At 68.5% G+C, this 21,249-nt stretch carries 20 protein-coding genes; 5 read left to right on the forward strand and 15 right to left on the reverse strand.

All coding sequences use genetic code 11. The annotated features are described in order from the left end of the window. On the forward strand, positions 1-284 hold a 284-nt coding region (locus AB4Y67_RS08770), incomplete at its 5' end, for a hypothetical protein (RefSeq protein ID WP_441405395.1). Here the strand turns inward: AB4Y67_RS08770 and tyrS are convergent. The 5 genes from tyrS to AB4Y67_RS08795 all read right to left on the reverse strand — a co-directional run bounded on the left by tyrS (position 281) and on the right by AB4Y67_RS08795 (position 6,086). Next, positions 281-1,594, reverse strand: a complete 1,314-nt coding sequence (gene tyrS / locus AB4Y67_RS08775; protein ID WP_441405396.1) for a tyrosine--tRNA ligase — start codon at positions 1,592-1,594, stop codon at positions 281-283. The genes AB4Y67_RS08770 and tyrS overlap by 4 nt on opposite strands. A gap of 159 nt (positions 1,595-1,753) precedes the next feature. Continuing rightward, a complete protein-coding gene (locus tag AB4Y67_RS08780; RefSeq protein WP_441405397.1) occupies positions 1,754-3,982 on the reverse strand; it encodes a HelD family protein in 2,229 nt (742 codons plus the stop codon). A 185-nt stretch (positions 3,983-4,167) separates the two neighbouring features. Further along, positions 4,168-4,740 carry an adenine phosphoribosyltransferase gene (locus AB4Y67_RS08785; protein ID WP_441405398.1) on the reverse strand — a complete coding sequence of 191 codons (573 nt, stop codon included), beginning with the start codon at positions 4,738-4,740 and terminating at the stop codon, positions 4,168-4,170. 30 nt (positions 4,741-4,770) lie between these two features. Then, a complete protein-coding gene (locus tag AB4Y67_RS08790; RefSeq protein WP_441405399.1) occupies positions 4,771-5,385 on the reverse strand; it encodes a hypothetical protein in 615 nt (204 codons plus the stop codon). Positions 5,386-5,444: 59 nt separating this feature from the next. Beyond that, entirely contained in the window at positions 5,445-6,086 is a 642-nt protein-coding gene (locus AB4Y67_RS08795) for a DNA-3-methyladenine glycosylase (protein WP_441405400.1), read from the reverse strand. A 90-nt stretch (positions 6,087-6,176) separates the two neighbouring features. Between AB4Y67_RS08795 and AB4Y67_RS08800 the strand changes: the two genes are divergently transcribed. Continuing rightward, positions 6,177-7,748 carry a DNA-3-methyladenine glycosylase 2 family protein gene (locus tag AB4Y67_RS08800; RefSeq protein ID WP_441405401.1) on the forward strand — a complete coding sequence of 524 codons (1,572 nt, stop codon included), beginning with the start codon at positions 6,177-6,179 and terminating at the stop codon, positions 7,746-7,748. Beyond that, positions 7,745-8,266 carry a methylated-DNA--[protein]-cysteine S-methyltransferase gene (locus AB4Y67_RS08805; protein ID WP_441405402.1) on the forward strand — a complete coding sequence of 174 codons (522 nt, stop codon included), beginning with the start codon at positions 7,745-7,747 and terminating at the stop codon, positions 8,264-8,266. Before AB4Y67_RS08800 ends, AB4Y67_RS08805 begins: the two co-directional genes overlap by 4 nt. Before the next feature lie 106 nt (positions 8,267-8,372). On the opposite strand, the gene AB4Y67_RS08810 is transcribed toward AB4Y67_RS08805, so the two are convergent. The 10 genes from AB4Y67_RS08810 to argC all read right to left on the reverse strand — a co-directional run bounded on the left by AB4Y67_RS08810 (position 8,373) and on the right by argC (position 18,557). After that, entirely contained in the window at positions 8,373-9,113 is a 741-nt protein-coding gene (locus AB4Y67_RS08810; protein ID WP_441405403.1) for a maleylpyruvate isomerase family mycothiol-dependent enzyme, read from the reverse strand. Positions 9,114-9,151: 38 nt separating this feature from the next. After that, positions 9,152-9,682: a pyridoxine/pyridoxamine 5'-phosphate oxidase gene (locus tag AB4Y67_RS08815; protein WP_441405404.1), complete on the reverse strand. Its 531-nt coding sequence runs from the start codon at positions 9,680-9,682 to the stop codon at positions 9,152-9,154. A 138-nt stretch (positions 9,683-9,820) separates the two neighbouring features. After that, positions 9,821-11,248: an argininosuccinate lyase gene (gene argH / locus AB4Y67_RS08820; protein ID WP_441405405.1), complete on the reverse strand. Its 1,428-nt coding sequence runs from the start codon at positions 11,246-11,248 to the stop codon at positions 9,821-9,823. 5 nt (positions 11,249-11,253) lie between these two features. Continuing rightward, positions 11,254-12,459: an argininosuccinate synthase gene (locus AB4Y67_RS08825; protein WP_224049189.1), complete on the reverse strand. Its 1,206-nt coding sequence runs from the start codon at positions 12,457-12,459 to the stop codon at positions 11,254-11,256. Positions 12,460-12,567: 108 nt separating this feature from the next. Next, entirely contained in the window at positions 12,568-13,101 is a 534-nt protein-coding gene (locus tag AB4Y67_RS08830) for an arginine repressor (RefSeq protein ID WP_441405406.1), read from the reverse strand. After that, on the reverse strand, positions 13,101-14,078 hold the full coding sequence (gene argF / locus AB4Y67_RS08835; protein ID WP_441405407.1) for an ornithine carbamoyltransferase: 978 nt from the start codon (positions 14,076-14,078) through the stop codon (positions 13,101-13,103). The genes AB4Y67_RS08830 and argF overlap by 1 nt, the downstream gene beginning before the upstream one ends. A gap of 20 nt (positions 14,079-14,098) precedes the next feature. Continuing rightward, a complete protein-coding gene (locus tag AB4Y67_RS08840) occupies positions 14,099-15,385 on the reverse strand; it encodes an acetylornithine transaminase (RefSeq protein ID WP_441405408.1) in 1,287 nt (428 codons plus the stop codon). Beyond that, a complete protein-coding gene (gene argB / locus AB4Y67_RS08845) occupies positions 15,382-16,338 on the reverse strand; it encodes an acetylglutamate kinase (protein ID WP_441405409.1) in 957 nt (318 codons plus the stop codon). Before argB ends, AB4Y67_RS08840 begins: the two co-directional genes overlap by 4 nt. A 24-nt stretch (positions 16,339-16,362) precedes the next feature. Next, positions 16,363-17,529, reverse strand: a complete 1,167-nt coding sequence (argJ, locus tag AB4Y67_RS08850) for a bifunctional glutamate N-acetyltransferase/amino-acid acetyltransferase ArgJ (protein ID WP_441405410.1) — start codon at positions 17,527-17,529, stop codon at positions 16,363-16,365. After that, positions 17,526-18,557 (reverse strand): N-acetyl-gamma-glutamyl-phosphate reductase, encoded by a 1,032-nt coding sequence (gene argC, locus AB4Y67_RS08855; protein WP_441405411.1) that lies wholly within the window; start codon positions 18,555-18,557, stop codon positions 17,526-17,528. Before argC ends, argJ begins: the two co-directional genes overlap by 4 nt. A 211-nt stretch (positions 18,558-18,768) precedes the next feature. Between argC and AB4Y67_RS08860 the strand changes: the two genes are divergently transcribed. Then, complete coding sequence (locus AB4Y67_RS08860) at positions 18,769-19,872, forward strand: fatty acid desaturase family protein (RefSeq protein WP_441405412.1); 1,104 nt, start codon at positions 18,769-18,771, stop codon at positions 19,870-19,872. A gap of 216 nt (positions 19,873-20,088) precedes the next feature. Beyond that, positions 20,089-21,054 (forward strand): quinone oxidoreductase family protein, encoded by a 966-nt coding sequence (locus AB4Y67_RS08865; RefSeq protein WP_441405413.1) that lies wholly within the window; start codon positions 20,089-20,091, stop codon positions 21,052-21,054. The last annotated feature ends 195 nt before the right edge of the window (positions 21,055-21,249 follow it).

Consider the following 21,249-nt stretch of genomic DNA (forward strand, 5'->3'; position numbering starts at 1 on the left):
GCGATATTTCAAGCTTATTTCATTCATATCCACTTTGCAAATCCGGATTTTCATCTGAATTTCACTCGGTGAAGCGAATCCGCCCAGCAGAATTGGAAGCAATTTTTCATGTTTGCACCGTATGCTCCAAGGGAGCCGAAAGCGCTAGAAGAATTGCTTCTCTATTTTTGTTGGGGTTGGCCACCACTCTTCGGTGGCGACTCAGAAAACAATACACGCTCCTCCCCGACCTTGCAACTGGATCGGGAAGGAGCGTGCAGATGACGCAGGGGGTGCAGGACTAGCCGGCTGTGACCTCAACAGTTGCCAGGTTTTTCTTGCCACGGCGCAGCAGCAGGTAGCGTCCGTGCAGCAGCTGCCCGGACTCTATGACCGTCTCCGGATCCGCCACCTTGGCGTTGTTTACGTAGGCTCCACCCTCCCCCACCGTGCGGCGGGCGGCGGACTTGCTCTCCGACAAACCCGTTGCCACCAGCAGTTCGATGATGCCCAGGCCGCCAGCGTCGACGGTGGCTGACGGCAGCTCGGAGGTCGCAGCCTTGAGCGTCGCCTCGTCGAGGACGCTCAAGTCACCATTGCCGAACAGCGCAGCGGAGGCGGCGATGACCTTCTCAGTGGCATCCACGCCGTGGACAAGGGAGGTCACCTCGTAAGCCAGCTTCCGCTGTCCTTCGCGGGCGAAGGGCCGCTCCGCAACCGCGGCCTCCAGAGCCTCGATCTCGGCACGGCTCAGGAACGTGAAAACCTTCAGGCGTGCCGCAACGTCGCTGTCCGCGGTGTTCAGCCAGAACTGGTAGAAGGCGTACGGGCTGCACATCTCCGGATCCAGCCAGATGGCGTTGCCCTCGCTCTTGCCGAACTTGGTGCCGTCGGAGTTGGTGATGAGGGGCGTACCGAGCGCATGGACGTGTTTGCCCTCGACCTTGCGGATAAGGTCGGTGCCGCTGGTGAGGTTGCCCCACTGGTCCGAACCGCCGGTCTGCAGAACACAGCCGTAGTCGCGGAAAAGCTGGAGGTAGTCCATCCCCTGCAGGATCTGGTAGCTGAACTCCGTGTAGCTGATCCCCTCATCGGAGTTCAGGCGGTTGGCAACAATGTCCTTTTTGATCATGGTGCCGACCCGGAAGTGCTTGCCGATACCGCGCAGGAAGTCGATGGCGCTCAGCGGCGCGGTCCAGTCCAGATTGTTGACCATCCGGGCTGCGTTGTCGCCGTCGAAGCTGAGGAAACGCTGCACCTGCTCCTGCAGTTTCCCGACCCATTCGGCGACGGTCTCGGGGGTGTTCAGCACGCGTTCGGCGGTCTGCCGGGGATCGCCGATCAGGCCGGTCGAGCCGCCCACCAGCCCGAGGGGTTTGTGGCCGGCCAGCTGGATCCGGCGCATCAGCAGCAACTGGACCAGGTTTCCCAGGTGCAGGCTCGGCGCAGTGGGATCGAAGCCGCAGTAATAGGTCACGGGATCGCCGGCAAGCAGCTTTTCAAGCTCCGCCTCATCCGTTGAGACGTGGACAAGGCCGCGCCATTTCAGCTCCTGCCAGACATTGGCGAAGCTGGGGTCATTCTGCTGGGAACGGAGATCATTTAGCTGGGACACGGAATCTAAGTTAGCAGGATCCGGGCGCCCTCAGCGCTTGTGACCGTCCTTGGACCCGGAGCCGGCAAAGGCACGACGGCGGGACTCCCGCCGCCGTCGTCCGCTGTCCGGTGCCGGGACGCCCAGACGCCGGCGTGCGCCGGCGCCTGGAGGCAGGACTCAGTCTTCGATGCCGGCCGGCACGCCGGCGGCGGCGATGAGCCGCAGCCGCTGCGTGGGCCGGGTCATGGCCACATACAGGTCACCGACGCGGCCGTGTTCGTGGTTCAGCATCGCCGACGGCTCCAGCACCACGACGCCGTCGAACTCCAGGCCCTTGGCCTCGCGGGGGCTGATCACCACGATGTCCTGTACGTAGCTGCCGGCATCCGTGCCGACGCGCCGGCCATAGACAGCGCGCAGCGCGGCGGTCGCCTCCGGGAGGAGTTCGCCGTCGGCAATGACGGCGAGCAGGCCGCCTTCCAGCGAATCGAGTTCCTCCGGCAGGACCTCCACGAGCTTGTTGATGATCTGGCCGGGCTCGACGCGGTCGATCACCGGAGCCCAGCGGCCCTCGCGGACAGCCTTCGGAGCGGAGACGACCAGTCCTGCCGCGTTGGCCATCCGGGCGGCCGCTTCCGCGATCTGCGAGGGCGTGCGGTAGTTGACGGTGAGTTCCTCAAGCTGCCAGCGGTCCCCAAACATGGGAGCCAGTGCCCCGTGCCAGGAATTGGCACCGGCGACCGAACTCGTCTGGGCAATGTCGCCCACGATCGTGAAGGACTTCAGCGGGCAGCGACGCACCAGCAGCCGCCACTGCATGGGCGAGAGTTCCTGGGCTTCGTCCACCACGATGTGCCCGAAGGCCCAGCTGCGGTCCGTCGTGGCGCGCTCGGCCGCAGTGAGCCGGGCTTCGCGTTCCTGATTCTGGTCCACGAGCTCTTCCGCGGTGACCAGGACGTCCACACCGGCGGTTTCCATGTTGACCAGCGTCTGCTTCGCGTTGGCCAGATCCCGGGCGCGGTCATGTTCCTGCTGGGCCAGTCCCCTGCCGGCGGCGGCGTCGAGTTCGCCGAGCAGTTCGGCGGCCTCGTCCAGCAGCGGAACGTCCGATTCGGTCCACGGGGAATCGGCAGGACGGAGCAGCAGTTCGCGCTCGTCCGGGCTGAGCCCCGGTGTGCAGGCATCCAGGATCGCGGGCCTGCTGAGGAGTTCACCGATGAGCTTCTCCGGAGTCATCGGCATCCAGCACAGGTTCAGGGCGATGCGGACATCCCTGGCAGAGCGTACGTCCTCGGCCAGGTAGGAGCGGTCGGCGTTGTTGCCGAGGCTGCCGGCTTCGACGAGTTCCGTCATCTGCTCGGTCAGTTCGCGCAGCAGCATCTTCACGAACGAGACGCGGGCCTCGTTGTGCGGCTTTCCGGTGGAGCGTGCCCTGTCCCGGGCGCGGCGGACCTGCCGGGGCGTCAGGACAAGTTTGCGCCCGTCCACTTCGAGGATGCGGTTGGCGGCCGGAATGCGCTGCCGGTTGGCCACGGCGTTCGCCACCACCTCGGCCATGTCCAGCCGGCCCTTGATGGCCGCGACGTCGGCTTCAGGCTCGGCAACGGCGTGGATGCCCGGCATCAGCCGGCCGACGCTCGCCATCACGACGCCGGTTTCGCCCAGCGACGGCAGGACGCGCTCGATGTACTTCATGAACGACGACGACGGGCCCACCAGCAGGACACCGGCGGTTTTGAGCCGGTCCCGGTGGGTGTAGAGCAGATAGGCGGCGCGGTGCAGCGCCACCGCGGTTTTTCCGGTGCCGGGACCCCCCTGGACCACGAGGGCGCCGGAGATCGAGGAGCGGATGATCCGGTCCTGTTCGGACTGGATGGTCCCGACGATGTCGGACATCCGTCCGGTCCGCTTGGAATTCAGGGCTGCCAGCAGGGCGCCCTCGCCTTGGAGCGAGTCATTGTCGGCGAGCAGGTCGGCGTCGAGGACGTCATCTTCGATGGCCTTGACTTCGCGGCCCTGCAGGATGAGGTGGCGGCGGCGGCGCACGCCCTGCCGGTCGAACGCTGTGGCCTGGTAGAAGTGGCCGGCTTCGGGGGCGCGCCAGTCCAGCATGAGTCGCTGAAGGTCGTCGGTGGTCAGGCCGATGCGGCCGATGTACTGCGCGTCCCCGGAGTCCAGGTCAAGGCGGCCGAATACGAGCCGGTCGTCGACGGCGTCGAGCTGCGCCAGGCGGTCCTCGTAGAGTGCCGCGAAGGCGTCCCGCTCGGAGACGTTCTGCATGGTGCCCACCGCACCGGCACGCCGGACCTGGGCCAGCTGGGCGCGCTTTTCCGCCCGCAGCTCATCCAGCCGGGCGTAAAGTCCGGCCACATAGTCGCGCTCATGGGCCAAATCAGCGTCGTGCATCGAACGTTCCCCTATCGAAAAAGACGGACCAACCATTCTACAACCATTTCGGTCTGCCCATCCGAACATGTCAGTTTTTTTGCAGGCATTCTACCGGGGCATGCGGCATCGTCCACTGTTTCGGCGCGACTTCCCCGCTGCCGGCACGGCCGGGACGTGCTCGCGGCGCAGAGGACGGGACGGAACTACAGGCGGAGCAGGGAGCTGACCCGGTGGCCGCCCAGGGCCGCCCGGCCACCGAGCTCGTCGAGTTCCAGAACCACACCCACGCCGGCAACCTCCACACCGCAGCGTTCGAACAGCCGCACGGCGGCCCCGAGCGTGCCGCCCGTGGCGAGCACGTCATCGAGGATCAGGACCCTGCTGCCGGGAGCGAGGTCCGTGGTGTGCAGCTCAAGGGTGGCGTTGCCGTATTCGAGGGCGTAGTCCTCGGACACCACCTCCCGCGGCAGCTTGCCGGCCTTGCGGACGGTGATGACGCCGGTGCCGGTCGCGTAGGCCGCGGCCGCAGCCAGCAGGAAGCCACGGGCCTCCACGCCGGCGACGGCGTCGAACTGGCCCTTAAACGGCCCAACCAGTGCGTTCACCACGGCCTTCAGTGCCGCGCCGTCGGCGAAGACGGGGGTCAGGTCCTTGAAGACGATGCCGGGTCTGGGGTAATCGGGGATGGTGGCGCACAGGCTGCTGATCAGCTCGTCCACCGGCGCCGTGGTCTCATTCGGGTGCAAAGTGGTCTGTCGGTGCTCGCTAGGATTCACCCATCTACCCTACTGGCTGGGCACCAAACCCTACGGATCGGGCCCTTCGGGTCCCGCACCGTCAACCGATGAAACCGGTGCGGCCGGTGAGCGCAGGAGGTCATGCGCGAGGCCGTAGCGGACGACGTCGAGCGCCTTTCCGAGCGCGTGCTCCGCGTCGAACCGGCGGGCCGCCGCCGCCCGGAGCCGGTTGTAGTCCTTCGCCCAGTCGGAGCGGTGGAACCGGTCGGCGTCGCCGTGCAGGAGCCGTCCGTAGAGAACGTCCTCGAAAGTGTCGCGCCCGTCATCCGGGGATGGTCCGGGTATGTCGTGCCGGCGGCCCTGCACCATCTCGGCCGTGAAGAGGGCTGTCACTGCATCCGCCCCCTCGGCGAGCCCGCGGTCTGCCGCGAAGTTACAGAGGCGCAGGGCCCGCACCACCAGTTTGAGCGAGACGTGTTCATCGCGGACGATGAACTTGCGCAGCAGGGCCGCCCGGAATAGCTCCACCCACTGCCTGCGCTCCCCCTCGACAGAGTCCGGCGGCACCGGCCCGCCCTCCGGCTGGAACAGCCCGGCCATCCGGAAGTATTCGGCGGCCAGCTGCTCAAAAATCTCGAGCCGTTCGAGCTCGTTGCGCGGCTTCCCGCGCTTGCCCTCACCCATAGGGCCTCATCATCCCCCGCCGATTAGTCGGAGTCACCAGGATCGCCGCGTCCGGACTGCTAGGCCAGGCGCACTTTCGCCGCCTTATAGCGTGAGACGGTCGGGTCGCCGCTCAGCCAGAAGCGCCAGGGGTAGTCGTGGCTGCCCCCGGCGCCCGAGACGCCGACGCGCGGCCCGGAGCTGACGTCCACGGCATGGACGGCCGGAAGTTCCAGCCGGAACGGGGACTGGAGGGCGTCGCGGCCGCTGTCCGCCGTCTTGATGCCGAGCGCCGTGGCGAGCCGCGCCGGGCCGCTTGCCAGGTCCTTGGGGGATTTCGACGTCGGCCGTCGGCTGAGTGCCAGTTCCTCCCCGGCCACAATCTCGCCGGCCCTCAGCAGGACCGCGGAGGCCAGGCCGTCCGGTCCGCACACGATGTTGGCGCAGTGGTGCATGCCGTAGGTGAAGTAGACATACAGGTGGCCGGCCGGGCCGAACATCACCGCGTTGCGGGCGGTGGCGCCGCGGAAGGTGTGCGAGCCGGGATCCGGGTGCAGGGAGTCCTGCGGTCCCAGGTAGGCCTCCACCTCGGTGATCCGCACAGACACCGGGCCGTCGCGCCCCTCATGCGTCAGGACCGCGCCGAGCAGCAGCGGCGCCACCTCGCGGGCGTCCCGGGACAGGAGCTCACGCAGTTCGCTGGCGGGCGGCGTCTGACTCATGCTCCGACTTTAACAAAGAGCCCGCCCCGCCTTCACGGCCGTGTCCGATTTCCGCTAGCGGCAGGTCCGGGCAGCTGGCAGGATGGACACATGGACTTCTGGCAGCGCTACCGGGCAATCGACGCCCGGGACACCCGGTTCGACGGGCAGTTCTACACGGCTGTCCGCACCACGGGCATTTATTGCCGCCCTTCCTGTCCGGCCCGGACCCCCAAAGCGGGGAATGTCACCTTCTACGAAACGTCCGCCGCCGCACACGACGCCGGCTACCGGGCCTGCAAGCGCTGCCTGCCCGAGGCGGTCCCCGGCACACCGGCCTGGAATCTGCGCTCGGACGTCGCGGGACGGGCGATGCGGCTCATCAACGACGGGGTGATCAACCGCGACGGCGTGGAAGGGCTCGCTGCCCGGCTGGGCTACTCCTCGCGGCAGCTCAACCGGATCCTGAGCCACGAACTCGGTGCGGGACCGCTGTCGCTGGCGAGGGCAAGCCGGGCCCAGACCGCGCGCACCCTGCTGGTCTCCACCACCATGAAAGTCGCCGACATCGCGTTCGCGGCCGGTTTCAGCAGCGTGCGCCAGTTCAACGAGACCATTGGCGAGGTCTTCGCGATGACGCCCTCGGCACTGCGGGGCACGGCCCGGCACCATAGGGCGCCGTCGTCGGCCGCCGTGACGTCAACGGCCCTGACGCTCAACCTTCCGTACCGTGAACCGTTCGACCCGGGGGTCTTCGATTTCCTCGCGGTCCGGGCCGTCCCCGGCATCGAGGAGGGCTCCTCCGGTTCTTACGCCCGGACGCTGCGGCTGGCCCACGGCGATGCGCGCTTCCGGGTGGACTACGACGCCGGGGCCCCCGGCCGGCCGCTGGTGCTGACCATCGGCGCCGTCGACCTGCGGGACCTGCCATCCCTGCTCAGCCGGGTCCGCCGGCTGCTGGACCTCGACGCCGATCCCGTCGCCATCGACGGCGCGCTGGGGTCCGATCCGCGGCTGGCCGCCAGCGTTGCTGCCACCCCGGGCATCCGGATGCCGGGCGCCGTCGACCCGCAGGAGCTGCTGGTCCGCGCGATGATCGGGCAGCAGATCACTGTCGCCGCGGCCCGGACCGCCCTTATCCAGCTGTCCGCGGCCGGGAGTGAGTGCCTGGTTCCGGCCGACGGGCTGCACCGGCTGTTCCCCACGGCGGCGCAGATCGCGGAGTCCGGTTTCGAATTCCTCCGCGGCCCGCAGCGCCGCATCGACTCGGTCCGGGGTGCTGCCGCGGCGATGGCGTCGGGCGGCCTCGATTTCGGCTACGGCGATGACCTGCCGGGGCTGGAGACGAAACTACTGCCCCTCGCCGGCGTCGGTCCGTGGACTGTGGGTTATGTGGCGATGCGCGTGATCGGCGCTCCGGATGTCTTCCTCGCGAACGACGCCGCCGTGCGCAACGGCATCCGCTCGCTCGCGGCCGCCCCGGCCAGCGCCGGTCCAGCCAGCGCCGGTCCTGCCGGCGCTGCCCTGGCCCCCGAAACGCCGCTGAGCCCTGACTTCCGTGAACTCAGCCCCTGGCGCTCGTATGCCACCATGCACCTCTGGCGCGCTGCCGCGGCAGCACAGTCCGCGGCCCGGTCCACCCGGCTCACGAAGATTGCAACCCCGAAGAAAGCGACATCATGAAAGCCCAACTGTTGACCATGTCCACCCCGGACGGTCCGTTCACCATCATTGCCCGGGACGGGGCCGTGCTTGCCTCCGGGTGGACCGCAGTTCCCGGCGAACTGACCGGGCAGATCCACGCGGACCTGTTGCCGGGCGAGTTCGAGACCGTAACCGGACTCGGTGCCATCTCTGAGGCCGTGGACGGGTTCTACGCCGGGGATCCGGGTCCGGCCATGGAGGTGCCGGTGCTGCAGAAGTCCGGTCCGTTCCGCGGCCACGCCTGGGACATGCTCCGGACTGTCGCGCCGGGACACCCCGTGACTTACACCGAGTACGCTGCCCTGTCCGGAAACGTGAAGGCCGTACGCGCGGCAGCGAGTGCCTGTGCCTTCAACGCGGCGGCCCTGTTTGTTCCGTGCCACCGCGTCATCCGCACCGACGGGACCCTGGGCGGCTTCCGCTGGGGGCTGGTCATCAAGGAAAGCCTCCTGGCCCGGGAGCGCGAGACGGCGCTGCTCGAAACCGCGCCGAGGTAGCGCCAGCCCTAAAACCAGCCTGGCCATTGTGCCGAGGTGAGACTTTGCGCCCACCCGTTGACTTTGCCGGCGGATCATGGGCGCGAAGTCTCACCTCGGTGCATCCTCAGCGGGTGACGGGCACCCCGGCGGGCCACGGCAGCAGCTCCGGAAGGTCCACGCCGTCGGCCGCCGCGGTGGCGCGCAGGCTGCCGAGGGTCGGAGTGCGTCCCGCGAGCCAGGCCGCGATATCGGTCAGCATCCCGTTGATCGCCGTCGCGCGGCCGCCGGGAGTTCCGATGGCCATGCCGGGCAGGCCGAGCGGCTGGAGCACGAAGCGCTGCCCCTCCGGCACGCGGGCAGCCAGGAAATCGAACAGGTGCTCGCAGAATGGCCGGCTCCAGGTTTCCGGCCCCCGGCCCGTCCCGAGGTCGGTGGCATGGATGGTGAGCTCACGCCAGAGCGCCAGGCCGCCGTCCAGGACGACTCCCCCGCGGTAGCTGATCGGCACTTGCCAGCCGGCGGCGTCCAGCGTTTCGAAGGCGTGCAGGGCCCGGCCCAGGGCCGCGTCCACATCTTCCCGGTGTTCGGCGAGGGTGTGCCCGGCGGCCATTTCGATCGCCCGGGTCCGCCCCTCGAAGCCGCCGTCGTAGAGCTCGATGCTGTCTCCTCGGGCCGCGAATTCCACCTGGCGGGCCATCGCGTTGGCGATGCCGCAGATGTGGGCCAGCACGTGGCCGCGGGTCCAGCCCGGCAATTCCGAGGGTGCTCTGACGTCTGCCTCGCGCAGTTTGGCGGTGATTCCGGTCACGACACCGGCGGCGCGGCGGAGTTCTTCCAGGAGGTTGTCCGGGGTGATTGCGGTCATGGCGATCATCCTAGCCGAGGGCACTGGATAAATCAGGATTAACTGAAGGACTCCAGGCCGTACCGGTGGCGGGTGTGCCGGCGATCGTGCCGGGCCTGCCAGAATTCGATTTCGCGGGGCCGGACGGCGTACAGCTGCCAGGTGGGGTTGTCGGTGCCGTCCGCGCCGGGCCGGGCATGCCAGTCTGATGCGGACGCTTCGCGGGAAAGTTCAACGACGCTGCCGGCGACGCGGACCTGCCGGCCCTGCTGCTGCCAGAAGAAGTTCAGGGCCGCGTGCGGGTTGGCCGTGAGCTCCTGCCCTTTGCGGGACTCCCTGGACGTGGCGAAGTGCCAGCCTTCGTCGTCGATGTCCTTCAGGATCAGCATCCGGGAGGAGGGCCGGCCGAGCACGTCCGCTGTGGCCAGGCTGCAGGCGTTGGGCTGTGGCACACCGGCCGCCAGCGCCTCGTCGAGCCACTGCCGGAACAGTTCGGCAGGGTCTGCGGGGGCTGTGTCCGGGTCGAAGTCCGGGAGCGTTTCGGGGAAATCGGGCAGGGCACGCAGCAACTGCCGGAAGGTCTGGCTCATGCCGTAATGCTACCGAGGACTGTTCGGTGGCCAACGCACAACGCTCCCTCACCATTTGCAGGAAATCCGCCGACGCTCCTGCAACGGGTGCAGGAGCGTCGGCGGAATCGGTGCCAGAACTGAGGGAGCGTCTGGGTGCTAGCCGGCGTACCCGCGGACGCCGGCGAGCTCGCCCTCGAGGGCCAGCAGCTGGCGTTCGACGGCGGCCGGTGCGGTGCCGCCCTGGGAGTTCCGGCTGTTGAGCGAACCCTCGGTGGAGAGGACCGTGCGGACCTCCGGCGTCAGGTGCTCCGAGATGGCGGCGTATTCCTCGTCCGTCAGGTCCCAGAGCTCGACGCCGCGGCTTTCGGCCTGTTTGACCGCGGCACCGGAGAGTTCGTGCGCCTCGCGGAACGGGACACCCTGGCGGACCAGCCATTCGGCGATGTCCGTGGCCAGCGCGAAGCCTTGGGGTGCCAGCGATTCCATCCGTTCGGTGTTGAACGTCAGCGTCGCGATCATGCCGGAGACGGCCGGGAGCAGGACCTCCAGGGTATCGGCGGCGTCGAAGACCGGCTCCTTGTCCTCCTGCAGGTCGCGGTTGTACGCGAGCGGCAGGCCCTTAAGGGTGGCCAGCAGCCCGGTCAGGTTGCCGATCAGCCGGCCGGCCTTTCCACGCGCCAGTTCCGCCACATCCGGGTTCTTCTTCTGCGGCATGATCGAGGAGCCGGTGGAGTAGGAATCGTGCAGGGTGACGAAGGAGAACTCCTTAGTGGCCCACAGGATGACCTCCTCCGACACCCGGGACAGGTCCACGCCGATCATGGCCGTGATCCAGGCGAACTCGGCGAAGACGTCGCGGGAGGCGGTGCCGTCGATCGAGTTGTGGGTGGCCGAGAAGAAGCCCAGGTCCGCGGCGACGGCCTCCGGGTCCAGGCCCAGCGAGGAGCCCGCGAGGGCGCCCGAGCCGTAGGGCGAAACGCCCGCGCGCTTGTCCCAGTCGGCCAGCCGCTGCACGTCGCGCAGCAGCGCCCAGGCGTGGGCCAGCAGGTGGTGGCTGAGCAGGACGGGCTGGGCGTGCTGGAGGTGGGTGCGGCCGGGCATGGCCACGCCCTGGTGCGCCTTGCCCTGGTCCACCAGCGCGTCGATCGTGGCGAGCACGCCGCGGGCGATGATCCGGGCGTGGTCGCGCAGGAACATCCGTCCCAGCGTGGCCACCTGGTCGTTGCGGGACCGGCCGGCGCGGAGCTTGCCGCCGAGCTGGGTGCCGGCGCGCTCGATCAGGCCGCGTTCCAGGGAACCGTGCACGTCCTCATCCGACTCCGCCGGCAGGTAGGCGCCGGAGGCGACGTCCTCGTCCAGCCGGGTCAGGGCGGCAAGCATCCCCTCGAGTTCGGCGTCGTCCAGCAGCCCGGCCTTGTGCAGCACGCGGGCGTGCGCCTTGGACCCGGCGATGTCGTAGCGGGCCAGCCGCCAGTCGAAGTGCGTGGACTTGCTCAGCGCGGCGAGGGCGTCCGCGGGGCCGCCGGCGAACCGGCCGCCCCATAGCGCACCCGTGTTTGTAGCCTCGGACTTGTGCTCAGCCACAGGGGCTACTTTCCGGCGACGCGGATGTCGCGGCCGGAGGCAACCTTGGCGGACATGCCCCACAGCTCGATGAAGCCGCGCGCCATCGACTGGTCGAACGTGTCGCCGGTGTCGTAGGTGGCGAGGTCGAAGTCGTAGAGCGAGGTCTCGGAGCGGCGTCCGTTGACGATCGCCTGGCCGCCGTGCAGCACCATGCGGATGTCGCCGGTGACGTAGCGCTGGGTGTCCAGGATGAAGGCGTCGAGGGAGCGCTTCAGCGGGGAGAACCACTGGCCGTCGTAGACCAGCTCGGCCCAGCGCTGGCCGACGGTCGCCTTGAAGCGGGCCTGCTCGCGTTCGATCGTGATGTCCTCGAGGTGCTTGTGCGCGGTGATCAGCGCCATGGCACCGGGGGCCTCGTAGATTTCGCGGGACTTGATGCCGACGAGGCGGTCCTCGACGACGTCGATCCGGCCGACGCCCTGGGCGCCGGCGCGGCGGTTGAGTTCCTTGATGGCCTGCAGCGGGGTGACCTTGACGCCGTCGATCGCCACCGGGATGCCGGCCTCGAAGGAGATGGTGACTTCATCCGGCGCCGGCGGGAACTCCGGGGTGGCGGTGTAGTCGTAGATGTCCTTGGTGGGGGCGTTCCAGATGTCCTCGAGGTAGCCGGTCTCGACGGCGCGGCCCCAGACGTTCTGGTCGATCGAGTACGGGTTCTTTTTGGTGGTCTCGATCGGCAGTCCCTTTTCCTCGGCGAAGGCGATGGCCTTGTCGCGGGTCAGGGCGAGGTCGCGGACCGGGGCGATGCACTTCAGGTCCGGGCCGAGGGTCTGGATGCCGACCTCGAAGCGGACCTGGTCGTTGCCCTTGCCGGTGCAGCCGTGGGCGACGGTGGTGGCGCCAAATTCGCGGGCGGCCTTGACGAGGTGCTTGACGATCACCGGGCGGGAGATCGCGGAAACCAGCGGGTAGTGGCCCTGGTAGAGGGCGTTGGCCTGCAGCGTGGGCATGCAGTACTCGTTGGCGAACTCGTCGGACGCGTCGGCCACGTAGGCTTCGACGGCGCCGCAGCCCAGGGCACGCTGGCGGATCGTCTCCAGCGACTCGCCGCCCTGTCCGACGTCGACCGCCACGGCGATGACCTCGGCGCCGGTTGCTTCACCGATCCAGCCGATGGCTACGGAAGTATCCAGGCCACCGGAGTAGGCCAGCACAATACGCTCAGTCACTTGAAATGCTCCTTAGTTGTTTGGGAAAAATATCGGGGAAAAGCTTGTCTACTGAAAGCCTGTCACATCCGTGTGGCAGGCCCAATCTTCAATGAATCCTGCGGCTTCTCAGCCGGTGCCGGCTTCCTCGGCGAGCTGCAGGAAGCGGGCGGCCAGGGCCGCGCCGCCGAGCGGGTCGCGGGTGACCAGCAGCACGGTGTCGTCCCCCGCGATGGTGCCCAGGATGGACGGCATCACCGAGTGGTCGATCGCGAGGGCCAGGAAGTTGGCCGCGCCGGGAGGGGTCCGGAGCACCACGATGTTCGCGGACGCTTCGGCGGTGACCAGCAGTTCGCCGCAGAGCCGGGCCAGCCGCGCGTCGAGGATCTCCTGCGTGACGCCGCTCTTGGCCGCACGCTCGCCGCCCTCCCCCGGCACCGCGTAGACCAGGACGCCTTCCTTGCCGCGGACCCGGACTGCGCCGAGTTCCACGAGGTCCCGGGACAGCGTGGCCTGGGTGACCTGGACGCCGTCGTCCGCCAGCAGCGCCGCCAGTTCCGCCTGTGAGCGGACCGATTCACCGGTGAGGATCGCGGTGATCCGCGCTTGCCGGGCCGTTTTGGTGGCCGGGCTGGCTCCCGGGGCGGCGGGCTGGACGGACACTAGCCGAGCCCTTCGACGACGGCGAGGCCGGACCGGTGCATCAGCCAGGCCATGAGGGCCTTCTGGGCGTGCAGCCGGTTCTCGGCTTCGTCCCAGACGATGGACTGCGGGCCGTCGATCACGGCCGCGGCGATCTCGTAGCCGCGGTAGGCGGGCAGGCAGTGGAGCACGACGGCGTCCGGCGCGGCAAGCTTCATCGCCGCTTCGTCCACGGCGTAGTCGCGGAACAGCTGCAGCCGGGCTTCCTTCTCGTCCTCCTGTCCCATGGACACCCAGGTGTCGGTGGCGACGACGTCGGCTCCGAGCAGCGCCTCGGCGGCGTCCACGGTGACGAGCACTGAGCCGCCGGTCTCCGCCGCGCGGTCTTCGGCCGCGGCGATGATCGCCCGGGACGGCAGGTACCCCTCGGGGCCGGCGATCCGGACGTGCATGCCCGCGGTGACACCGGCCAGCAGGTAGGAGTTGGCCATGTTGTTGGCGGAGTCGCCGAGGTAGCTCATGGTGAGGCCCGCCAGGTCGCCCTTGTGTTCCTTGACGGTSAGCAGGTCGGCGAGSAGCTGGCAGGGGTGGTAGTCGTCGSWCAGSGCGTTGAYCACCGGCACGCGCGAGTTTTTGGCCATGGCGACGAGTCCGGAGTGGGCGCCGGTGCGCCAGACGATAGTCGACACCATGCGCTCCAGGACCTTGGCGGTGTCCTCGACGGATTCCTTGTGGCCGATCTGCGCCTCGCCCGGGTTGATGATGAGCGCGTTGCCGCCCATGTCCGCCACGCCCGTGGCAAAAGAGACCCTGGTCCGGGTGGAGGTCTTGTCGAAGATCACGGCGACGGTCTGGCGTCCGCTGCCGTCGGCGGCGAACGGCTGCACGCTGTACGGGGCGGCCTTCATCCGGACGGCGAGCTCCAGGACCTCGGCCTGCTCGGCCGGGGTGAGGTCCGTGTCCTTGAGGAAGTGGCGGGTCTGGCTCTTCGCAGTCATGGTCGAAGTTCCTGTCGCGTTCACTGGGCGTCCTTTGCGGTCTGGAGGAGGGCGGGCAGCGCCGCGAGGAAGCGGTCGGCCTGTTCGGTGGTGAGGATCAGCGGCGGCGCGAGGCGGATGGTGTGCGGGCCGGGGCTGTTGACAATGAAACCCGCCTCGAGCCCGGCCGTCACAACGGCCGGGGCGATGTCGGCGTCGAGGTCGAAGCCGATGAGGAGCCCTTCGCCGCGGACCTCGGTGACGCCGTCGATCCCGGCGAGACCCGCACGCAGGTGCTCCCCCGTGTCGCGGACGTGGTCCAGGACGTGCTGGTTTTCCAGGACGTGCAGGGTGGCCAGTGCGGCGGCGGTGGCCACCGGGTTGCCGCCGAACGTGGTCCCGTGCTGGCCGGCGGAGAGCAACGAGGAAACCTCGGGTCCGAAGGTGACGAGGGCGCCGATCGGGAAGCCGCCGCCGAGGCCCTTGGCCAGGGTCACGGCGTCGGGCACGATCCCTGCGTCCTCGCTCGCGAGCCATTTGCCGGTGCGGCCGATGCCGGTCTGGACCTCGTCGAGGATCAGCAAGGCACCGGCGGCGCTGGTGGCCTCCCGCGCCGCCTGCAGGTAGCCGGCGGGCAGCGGGCGGACGCCCGCTTCGCCCTGGATCGGTTCGAGGAAGACCGCGGCGGTGGTGTCGTCAATTTCGGCGCGGAGCGCTTCGATGTCACCGAACGGGACGTGCACGACGCCGGCGGGCAGCGGTGCGAACGGCGCCCGGTATGCTTCCTTCGCGGTGAGCGCGAGGGCGCCCATGGTCCGGCCGTGGAAGGCGCCTTCTAGGGCGATGATCTTGGTGCGCGGTTTGTCCGCTGACTCGTGGCCGGCGCCACTGTTTCGCCGGGCCAGCTTGAACGCGGCCTCAACGGCTTCGGTGCCGGAGTTGGCGAAGAACACCCTGGAACCCGCCGGAGCCTTGGAAACTTCCAGCAGCTTCTCCGCCAGGGCGATCTGGGTGGGGCTCGTGAAGAAGTTGGAGACGTGGCCAAGGGTGGCGAGCTGGCTGGAGATCACCGAGGTGACGAAGGGGTGAGCGTGGCCCAGGGCGTTGACGGCGATGCCGCCGAGCAGGTCCAGGTATTCCTTGCCGTCGGCGTCCCAGACGAGGCAGCCGGCGCCGCGGACCAGGACCCGCTGCGGGGTGCCGAAGACGCCCAGCAGGGAGGACGAGTAGCGGGACAGCCACTGCGCGCCGGTGGCGTGCGAGTGGACGAGCTCCCCCACCGGGGAGTGCTCGAGATCGGCGGAAGCAGCAGATTCGGTCTGGTTCATTTGTTGTCCTCGTCCGGGACGACCTGCGTGCCGATGCCCGCCGTCGTGAAGGTTTCCAGCAGCATCGAGTGCGGCAGCCGGCCGTCCACGATGTGCGCGCGTTCGACGCCGCCCTCGACGGCTTTGAGGCAGGCTTCCATCTTCGGGATCATGCCCGACTCCAGGCGCGGGAGCAGCTCGCGCAGTTCCGACGCCGTCAGCGAGGAAATCAGCGAGGAGCGGTCCGGCCAGTTGGCGAAGAGCCCCTCGACGTCGGTCAGGATCACGAGTTTGGAGGCGCCGAGGGCTTCCGCGAGGGCGGCGGCGGCGGTGTCCGCGTTGACGTTCAGGACCTGGCCGGTGGTCTGGGCCTGTTTTGTCGCGGCGTCCAGGCTGCCGTCGTCGAAGATTTCGGGGGCAACAGTGGAGATCACCGGGATCCGGCCGGCTGCGATGATGTCCAGGATTCCCTCGGGGTTCACGCCGGTCACTTCGCCCACCAGGCCCAGGTCGACCTCCTCGCCGTCGACGACGGTGCCGGTGCGGACGGCGCGGAGCAGTCCGCCGTCTTCACCGGACATGCCGACGGCGTACGGGCCGTGGGAGTTGATCAGGCCGACGAGTTCGCGGCCGACCTGGCCGGTGAGGACCATCCGGACAACGTCCATGGCCTCGGGGGTGGTGACCCGCAGGCCGCCCTTGAATTCTGATTCGATGCCGAGCCGGCTGAGCATCGCGTTGATCTGCGGGCCGCCGCCGTGCACCACCACGGGGTGGATGCCGACGTGGTGCAGGAAGACCACGTCCTCGGCGAAGGCGCGGCGGAGCTCGTCGTTGACCATGGCGTTGCCGCCGTATTTGATCACCATGGTGGTGCCGGCGAAGCGCTGGATCCAGGGCAGGGCCTCGATCAGGGTGCCGGCCTTGCTTTGGGCGTCGGACATGGAGGTGGTTTCGCGGGTCTGGGTGTTCATAGTGGTCGTCCCTCCGGGAACTGCCTAGCTGGAGTAGGCGCTGTTTTCGTGGACGTAGTCGTGGGTGAGGTCGTTGGTCCAGATGGTGGCCTCCGCCGCGCCGGCCTGCAGGTCGATCTCGACGAGGACCTCGCGCGGCTCTAGGTCCACGAGGCCGCGGTCATCTCCGATGCTGCCGTTGCGGCAGATCTGCACGCCGTTCATGGACACGTTGAGCCGGTCGGGCTCGAAGGCSGCGTCGGTGGTGCCSACGGCGGAGAGCACGCGGCCCCAGTTGGGGTCCTTGCCGAAGATCGCGGCTTTGAAGAGGTTGGAGCGGGCGACGGAGCGGCTGACCACTTCGGCGTCCCGCTCACTCGCGGCGTTGAAGGTGCGGATCGCGATGTCGTGGCTGGCGCCCTCGGCGTCGCCGATCAGCTTGCGGGCCAGTTCCGCACAGACCTGGGTCAGGCCCTTGCCGAATTCGACGGCGGACGGGACGGCGCCGGAGGCACCGGAGGCGAGCAGCACCACCGTGTCGTTGGTGGACATGCAGCCATCCGAGTCCGCCCGGTCAAAGGTGACCCGGGTGGCGTCGCGGAGCACGACGTCGAGCATGTCCGGCAGGACCTCCGCGTCGGTGGTGATGACCACCAGCATCGTGGCGAGGCCCGGGGCGAGCATGCCGGCGCCCTTGGCCATGCCGCCGATGGTGAATTCGTTGCCGTCGGCGTCGGTGCCGGTGAAGACCGCCTGCTTCGACACGGAATCCGTGGTCATGATCGCGGTGGCGGCGTCGGACCCGCCGTCGCTGCTGAGCCCCGCCGTGGCGGTGCCGATCCCGGCGAGGATCTTCTCCATCGGAAGCTGCTCGCCGATCAGGCCCGTGGAGCAGACAAAGACGTCGGTGGCCGAAACGCCCAGCGCCTCGGCGGTCTTCTCGGCGGTGGTGTGCGCGTTCTGGAAGCCCTGCGGGCCGGTGCAGGCGTTGGCTCCGCCGGAGTTGAGGATGACGGCGTCAACGCGGCCGTCCTTGACCACCTCGCGGGACCAGTGCACGGGGGCTGCGGCCACCCGGTTGGACGTGAACACGGCCGCGGCAGCCTTGGCGGGGCCGTCGTTGACCACGAGGGCGAGGTCCGGGTTGCCGGAGGCCTTCAGGCCGGCCGTGACGCCGGCGGCGCGGAATCCCTGGGGGGCGGTGATGCTCACGGTGCGACTCCCTGCAGTTCGAGGCCGGCGGTTTCCGCCAGGCCGAGGGCGATGTTCATGGCCTGCACGGCCCCGCCGGCGGTCCCCTTGGTCAGGTTGTCGATGGCACAGGTGACGATCACGCGGCCGGTGTGGCTGTCGAGCGCCAGCTGCATGACGGCGTGGTTGGATCCCTGCACGGACTTGGTGGAAGGCCAGCGGCCCTCCGGCAACAGGTGCACGAAGGGCTCGTCGTCGTAGGCCTCGGACCAGGCACGGCGCAGCTCCTCCACGGTCACACCGGGCCGGACCTTGGCCGTCGCGGTGGTGAGGATGCCCCGGCTCATGGGGGCCAGGGTGGGGGTGAAGGAGACGGTGACCGGAGCGTTCAGGGCCTTGGACAGTCCCTGTTCGATTTCGGGTGTGTGCCGGTGTCCGCCGCCGACGCCGTAGGGGCTCATCGAACCCATGACCTCGGCGCCGATCAGGTTGACCTTCGCGGCCTTGCCCGCTCCGGATGTGCCGGAGGCGGAGACGATGACGACGTCGTCCGCCTCCAGCAGGTGGTTGCTGAAGCCCGGGGTGAGGGCGAGCAGGGCCGACGTCGGATAGCAGCCGGGCACGGCGATCCGCTTGGCGCCGCGGAGCGCCTCGCGCTGGCCGGGAAGCTCCGGCAGGCCGTAGGGCCAGGTGCCGGCGTGCGGCGAGCCGTAGAACTTCTCCCACGCCGCCGGGTCCTCCAGCCGGTGGTCGGCGCCGGCGTCGATCACCACGGTGCCGGCGGGCAGCTGCGCCGCGATGTCCGCGGAGGCGCCGTGCGGCAGGGCCAGGAACACGACGTCGTGTCCGGCCAGGTTCTCCACTGTGGTGTCTTCGAGGATACGGCTGGCCAGGCCGTGGAGATGGGGTTGCAATTCCCCTAGTCTGGAACCGGCGTTGCTGTGGGCCGTGATGGCGCCGATGGTGACGTCGGGGTGGCCGGCGAGGAGCCGCAGCACCTCGCCGCCGGCATAACCGCTTGCGCCGGAGACGGCAACAGAAATAGTCATAGCAAGGACTATACAGCAAGAGTATGCATAGATGCCGATATTTATGCATGGACTGCCACGCGCCCCGGCCCCTGGTGCCGCAGCTGTTCCGCTCGAATCCGGGAGGGCCGCGTCCTGCTGCCAGCGTATGCTTGGTAGAGGGTGATCCAGACCGTGCAGTCCGAGTGTCGGATGCAGCGTTGCCCGTTACAGCATCGAGGCGCGCTTTCCCATGACCTCCACCCTCTCCGCCCCTGCCGCGAAACCCGGCGGCCCCAAATCCCGGATCCGGCAGCCGAACGCCGTCGTCCTGAGCTACTCGGAACTCCTCAAAACCGTCAAGGCCGCAGGCCTGCTGGAACGCCGCGTCGGCTTCTACATCACCGTGTTTTCCGTGCTCGTGCTCCTGATGACCGCCACCTGGTTCGGCTTCGCCCTGATCGGCGACAGCTGGTTCCAGCTCCTCATCGCCGCGGCCGTCGGCATCCTCTGCACCCAGCTGAGCTTCCTGGCCCACGAGGCCGGGCACCGGCAGATCTTCGCCTCGCGCCGCGCCAATGACTGGGCCGCACGGCTGCTGGCTACCTCGGTCGCCGGGATCAGCTACTCCTGGTGGGAGCAGAAGCACGGCGCGCACCACAACCACCCGAACGTCATTTCCAAGGACCCGGACATCGCGACCGGCGCAATCGCGTTCTACCCCGAAGCCGCGGCGACCCGGCAGGGACGCTTTTCCTACCTGACCCGCAAACAGGGCTGGCTCTTCTTCCCGCTGCTGTTCCTCGTCGGCCTGGGCCTGCAGATCGATTCGATCAAGTTCATCTTCCAGCGCGCCAAGGTCACACACCGCTGGGTCGAAATCCCGATCCTCCTTGCCCGCCTCAGCGTGCTGCCGGTACTCGCTTTCACCTTCCTGCCGTGGGGCATGGCGCTTGCATTCATCGCGGTCCAGCTCGCCGTCTTCGGTTTCTACATGGGCGCTTCCTTCGCGCCGAACCACAAGGGCATGCCGGTCCTGCCGGCCGACAGCCGGGTGGACTTCTTCAGCCGCCAGGTCCTGACGTCCCGGAACATCTCCGGCGGCCGCTTCATGGACATCCTGCTCGGCGGCCTCAACCGCCAGGCCGAGCACCACCTTTTCCCGGACATGGCCCGCCCGCAGCTCGACAAGGCCGCCGTGATCGTCCGCGAGTTCTGCGCGAAGCACCAGGTCCCCTACACGGAAACCACGCTGCTGCAGTCCTACGGCATCATCGTCCGCTACCTCAACGACGTCGGACTCTCCGCCGGACGCCACTTCGAGTGCCCGATGGCCACGGTCACCCGCCGCTACTAAGCGGCGGGGCTCCGCAGCCGCGCAGGCGCCCTGGTGGCCCTGCCGCCCCCTCGAGGGCACCGACTTTACTGTTTGACCTGAAGTGGCGGCCGGATACCGGCCGTCACTTCGTCGTTGGCGCCGGTGTCCCTAGGATGGGTGCAGGATCAGATCAGGTCCAGGAACGCCAGCTCCTGGAATATCAGCCCTGGAAATTCAGCCCAGCCAAGGAGTTCCATGATGCATGCAATCGTCGCCAGCGAGGCCGGGGGCCCCGAGGTCCTCACATTGACCGAGGTGGACCGCCCGGTTCCGGGCCCCGGCCAGTTGCTGGTCAAGGTCGCCGCCGTCGGCGTGAACTTCATCGACACCTACAAGCGCAGCGGAACGTACAAGGTTCCGTATCCGTTCACTCCCGGCTCCGAGGCCTCGGGCACCGTGGAGGAACTCGGCGACGGCGTCACCGGGTTCTCCACCGGCGACCGTGTGGCCACCGCGGAAGGCATCAACTGCTACGCCGGCTACGCCCTGATCGATGAAGACAAGGCGCTGCCGGTCCCCTCCGGCGTGGACGACTTCACGGCCGCTGCCCTACCGCTGCAGGGCATCACCGCGCACTACCTGATCAATTCCTCCTTCAAGGTGGAGCCGGGCCATACCGTCCTGCTGCACGCCGGAGCGGGCGGCGTCGGCCTCCTGCTGATCCAGCTGCTCAAGGCCCGGGGCGCGCGCGTGATCACCACCGTTTCCACGGACGACAAGGAGCAGCTGGCCCGCGACGCAGAAGCCGACCATGTGCTGCGCTATGACGGCTTCGCCGCCAAGGTCCGCGAACTCACGGACGGGACCGGCGCGGACGTCGTGTATGACGGCGTCGGCAAGGACACCTTCGACGGGTCCCTCGAGGCTCTGCGTATCCGCGGCACCCTGGTGCTCTTCGGCGCCGCTTCCGGCCCTGTTCCGCCCTTCGATCCGCAACGGCTCAACTCCGGGGGCTCCCTGTACCTCACCCGGCCGACGATCGCGCATTTCCTGCGCAATGCCGAGGAACGCCGCTGGCGCTCCAACGAGCTCTTCGCTGCGGTGGCCGATGGAAGCCTCAAGGTGCGGGTCGGCGGCCGCTACGACCTGGCAGAGGCCGCCCAGGCCCACGATGACCTCGAGCAGCGGCGCACCACCGGCAAAGTGATCCTGGTTCCCTAGGGATCGGTCCGCAGAACTTGTTCCTGTGCCCCGCACCCAGGGCTCAGGAACTGATCAGGGAAACAACGTGCCATCGCAGGAACAGTGGCGGAGTATTAACATAAAGCGAACCCGGACACCTTCCGTTCACCTAGGCCGGAGACGATCCCCCTGTGACTGATCAGCAAGCGCAACACAGCGGCCCTCCGCAGGCCC

The sequence above is a fragment of the Arthrobacter sp. YAF17 genome (genome assembly GCF_052113365.1).
GTDB lineage: Bacteria > Actinomycetota > Actinomycetes > Actinomycetales > Micrococcaceae > Arthrobacter.

Bases quoted from the DNA above. Each gene is read 5' to 3' on its own strand.
- AB4Y67_RS08805 (WP_441405402.1), top strand. From the start codon at position 7,745: ATGAAAGCCCAACTGTTGACCATGTCCACCCCGGACGGTCCGTTCACC.
- argC (WP_441405411.1), bottom strand. From the start codon at position 18,557: ATGACTATTTCTGTTGCCGTCTCCGGCGCAAGCGGTTATGCCGGCGGC.
- AB4Y67_RS08840 (WP_441405408.1), bottom strand. From the start codon at position 15,385: ATGAACCAGACCGAATCTGCTGCTTCCGCCGATCTCGAGCACTCCCCG.
- AB4Y67_RS08795 (WP_441405400.1), bottom strand. From the start codon at position 6,086: ATGAGTCAGACGCCGCCCGCCAGCGAACTGCGTGAGCTCCTGTCCCGG.
- AB4Y67_RS08865 (WP_441405413.1), top strand. From the start codon at position 20,089: ATGATGCATGCAATCGTCGCCAGCGAGGCCGGGGGCCCCGAGGTCCTC.
- argB (WP_441405409.1), bottom strand. From the start codon at position 16,338: ATGAACACCCAGACCCGCGAAACCACCTCCATGTCCGACGCCCAAAGC.
- AB4Y67_RS08860 (WP_441405412.1), top strand. From the start codon at position 18,769: ATGACCTCCACCCTCTCCGCCCCTGCCGCGAAACCCGGCGGCCCCAAA.
- AB4Y67_RS08790 (WP_441405399.1), bottom strand. From the start codon at position 5,385: ATGGGTGAGGGCAAGCGCGGGAAGCCGCGCAACGAGCTCGAACGGCTC.
- AB4Y67_RS08800 (WP_441405401.1), top strand. From the start codon at position 6,177: ATGGACTTCTGGCAGCGCTACCGGGCAATCGACGCCCGGGACACCCGG.
- AB4Y67_RS08815 (WP_441405404.1), bottom strand. From the start codon at position 9,682: ATGAGCCAGACCTTCCGGCAGTTGCTGCGTGCCCTGCCCGATTTCCCC.
- AB4Y67_RS08780 (WP_441405397.1), bottom strand. From the start codon at position 3,982: ATGCACGACGCTGATTTGGCCCATGAGCGCGACTATGTGGCCGGACTT.
- AB4Y67_RS08810 (WP_441405403.1), bottom strand. From the start codon at position 9,113: ATGACCGCAATCACCCCGGACAACCTCCTGGAAGAACTCCGCCGCGCC.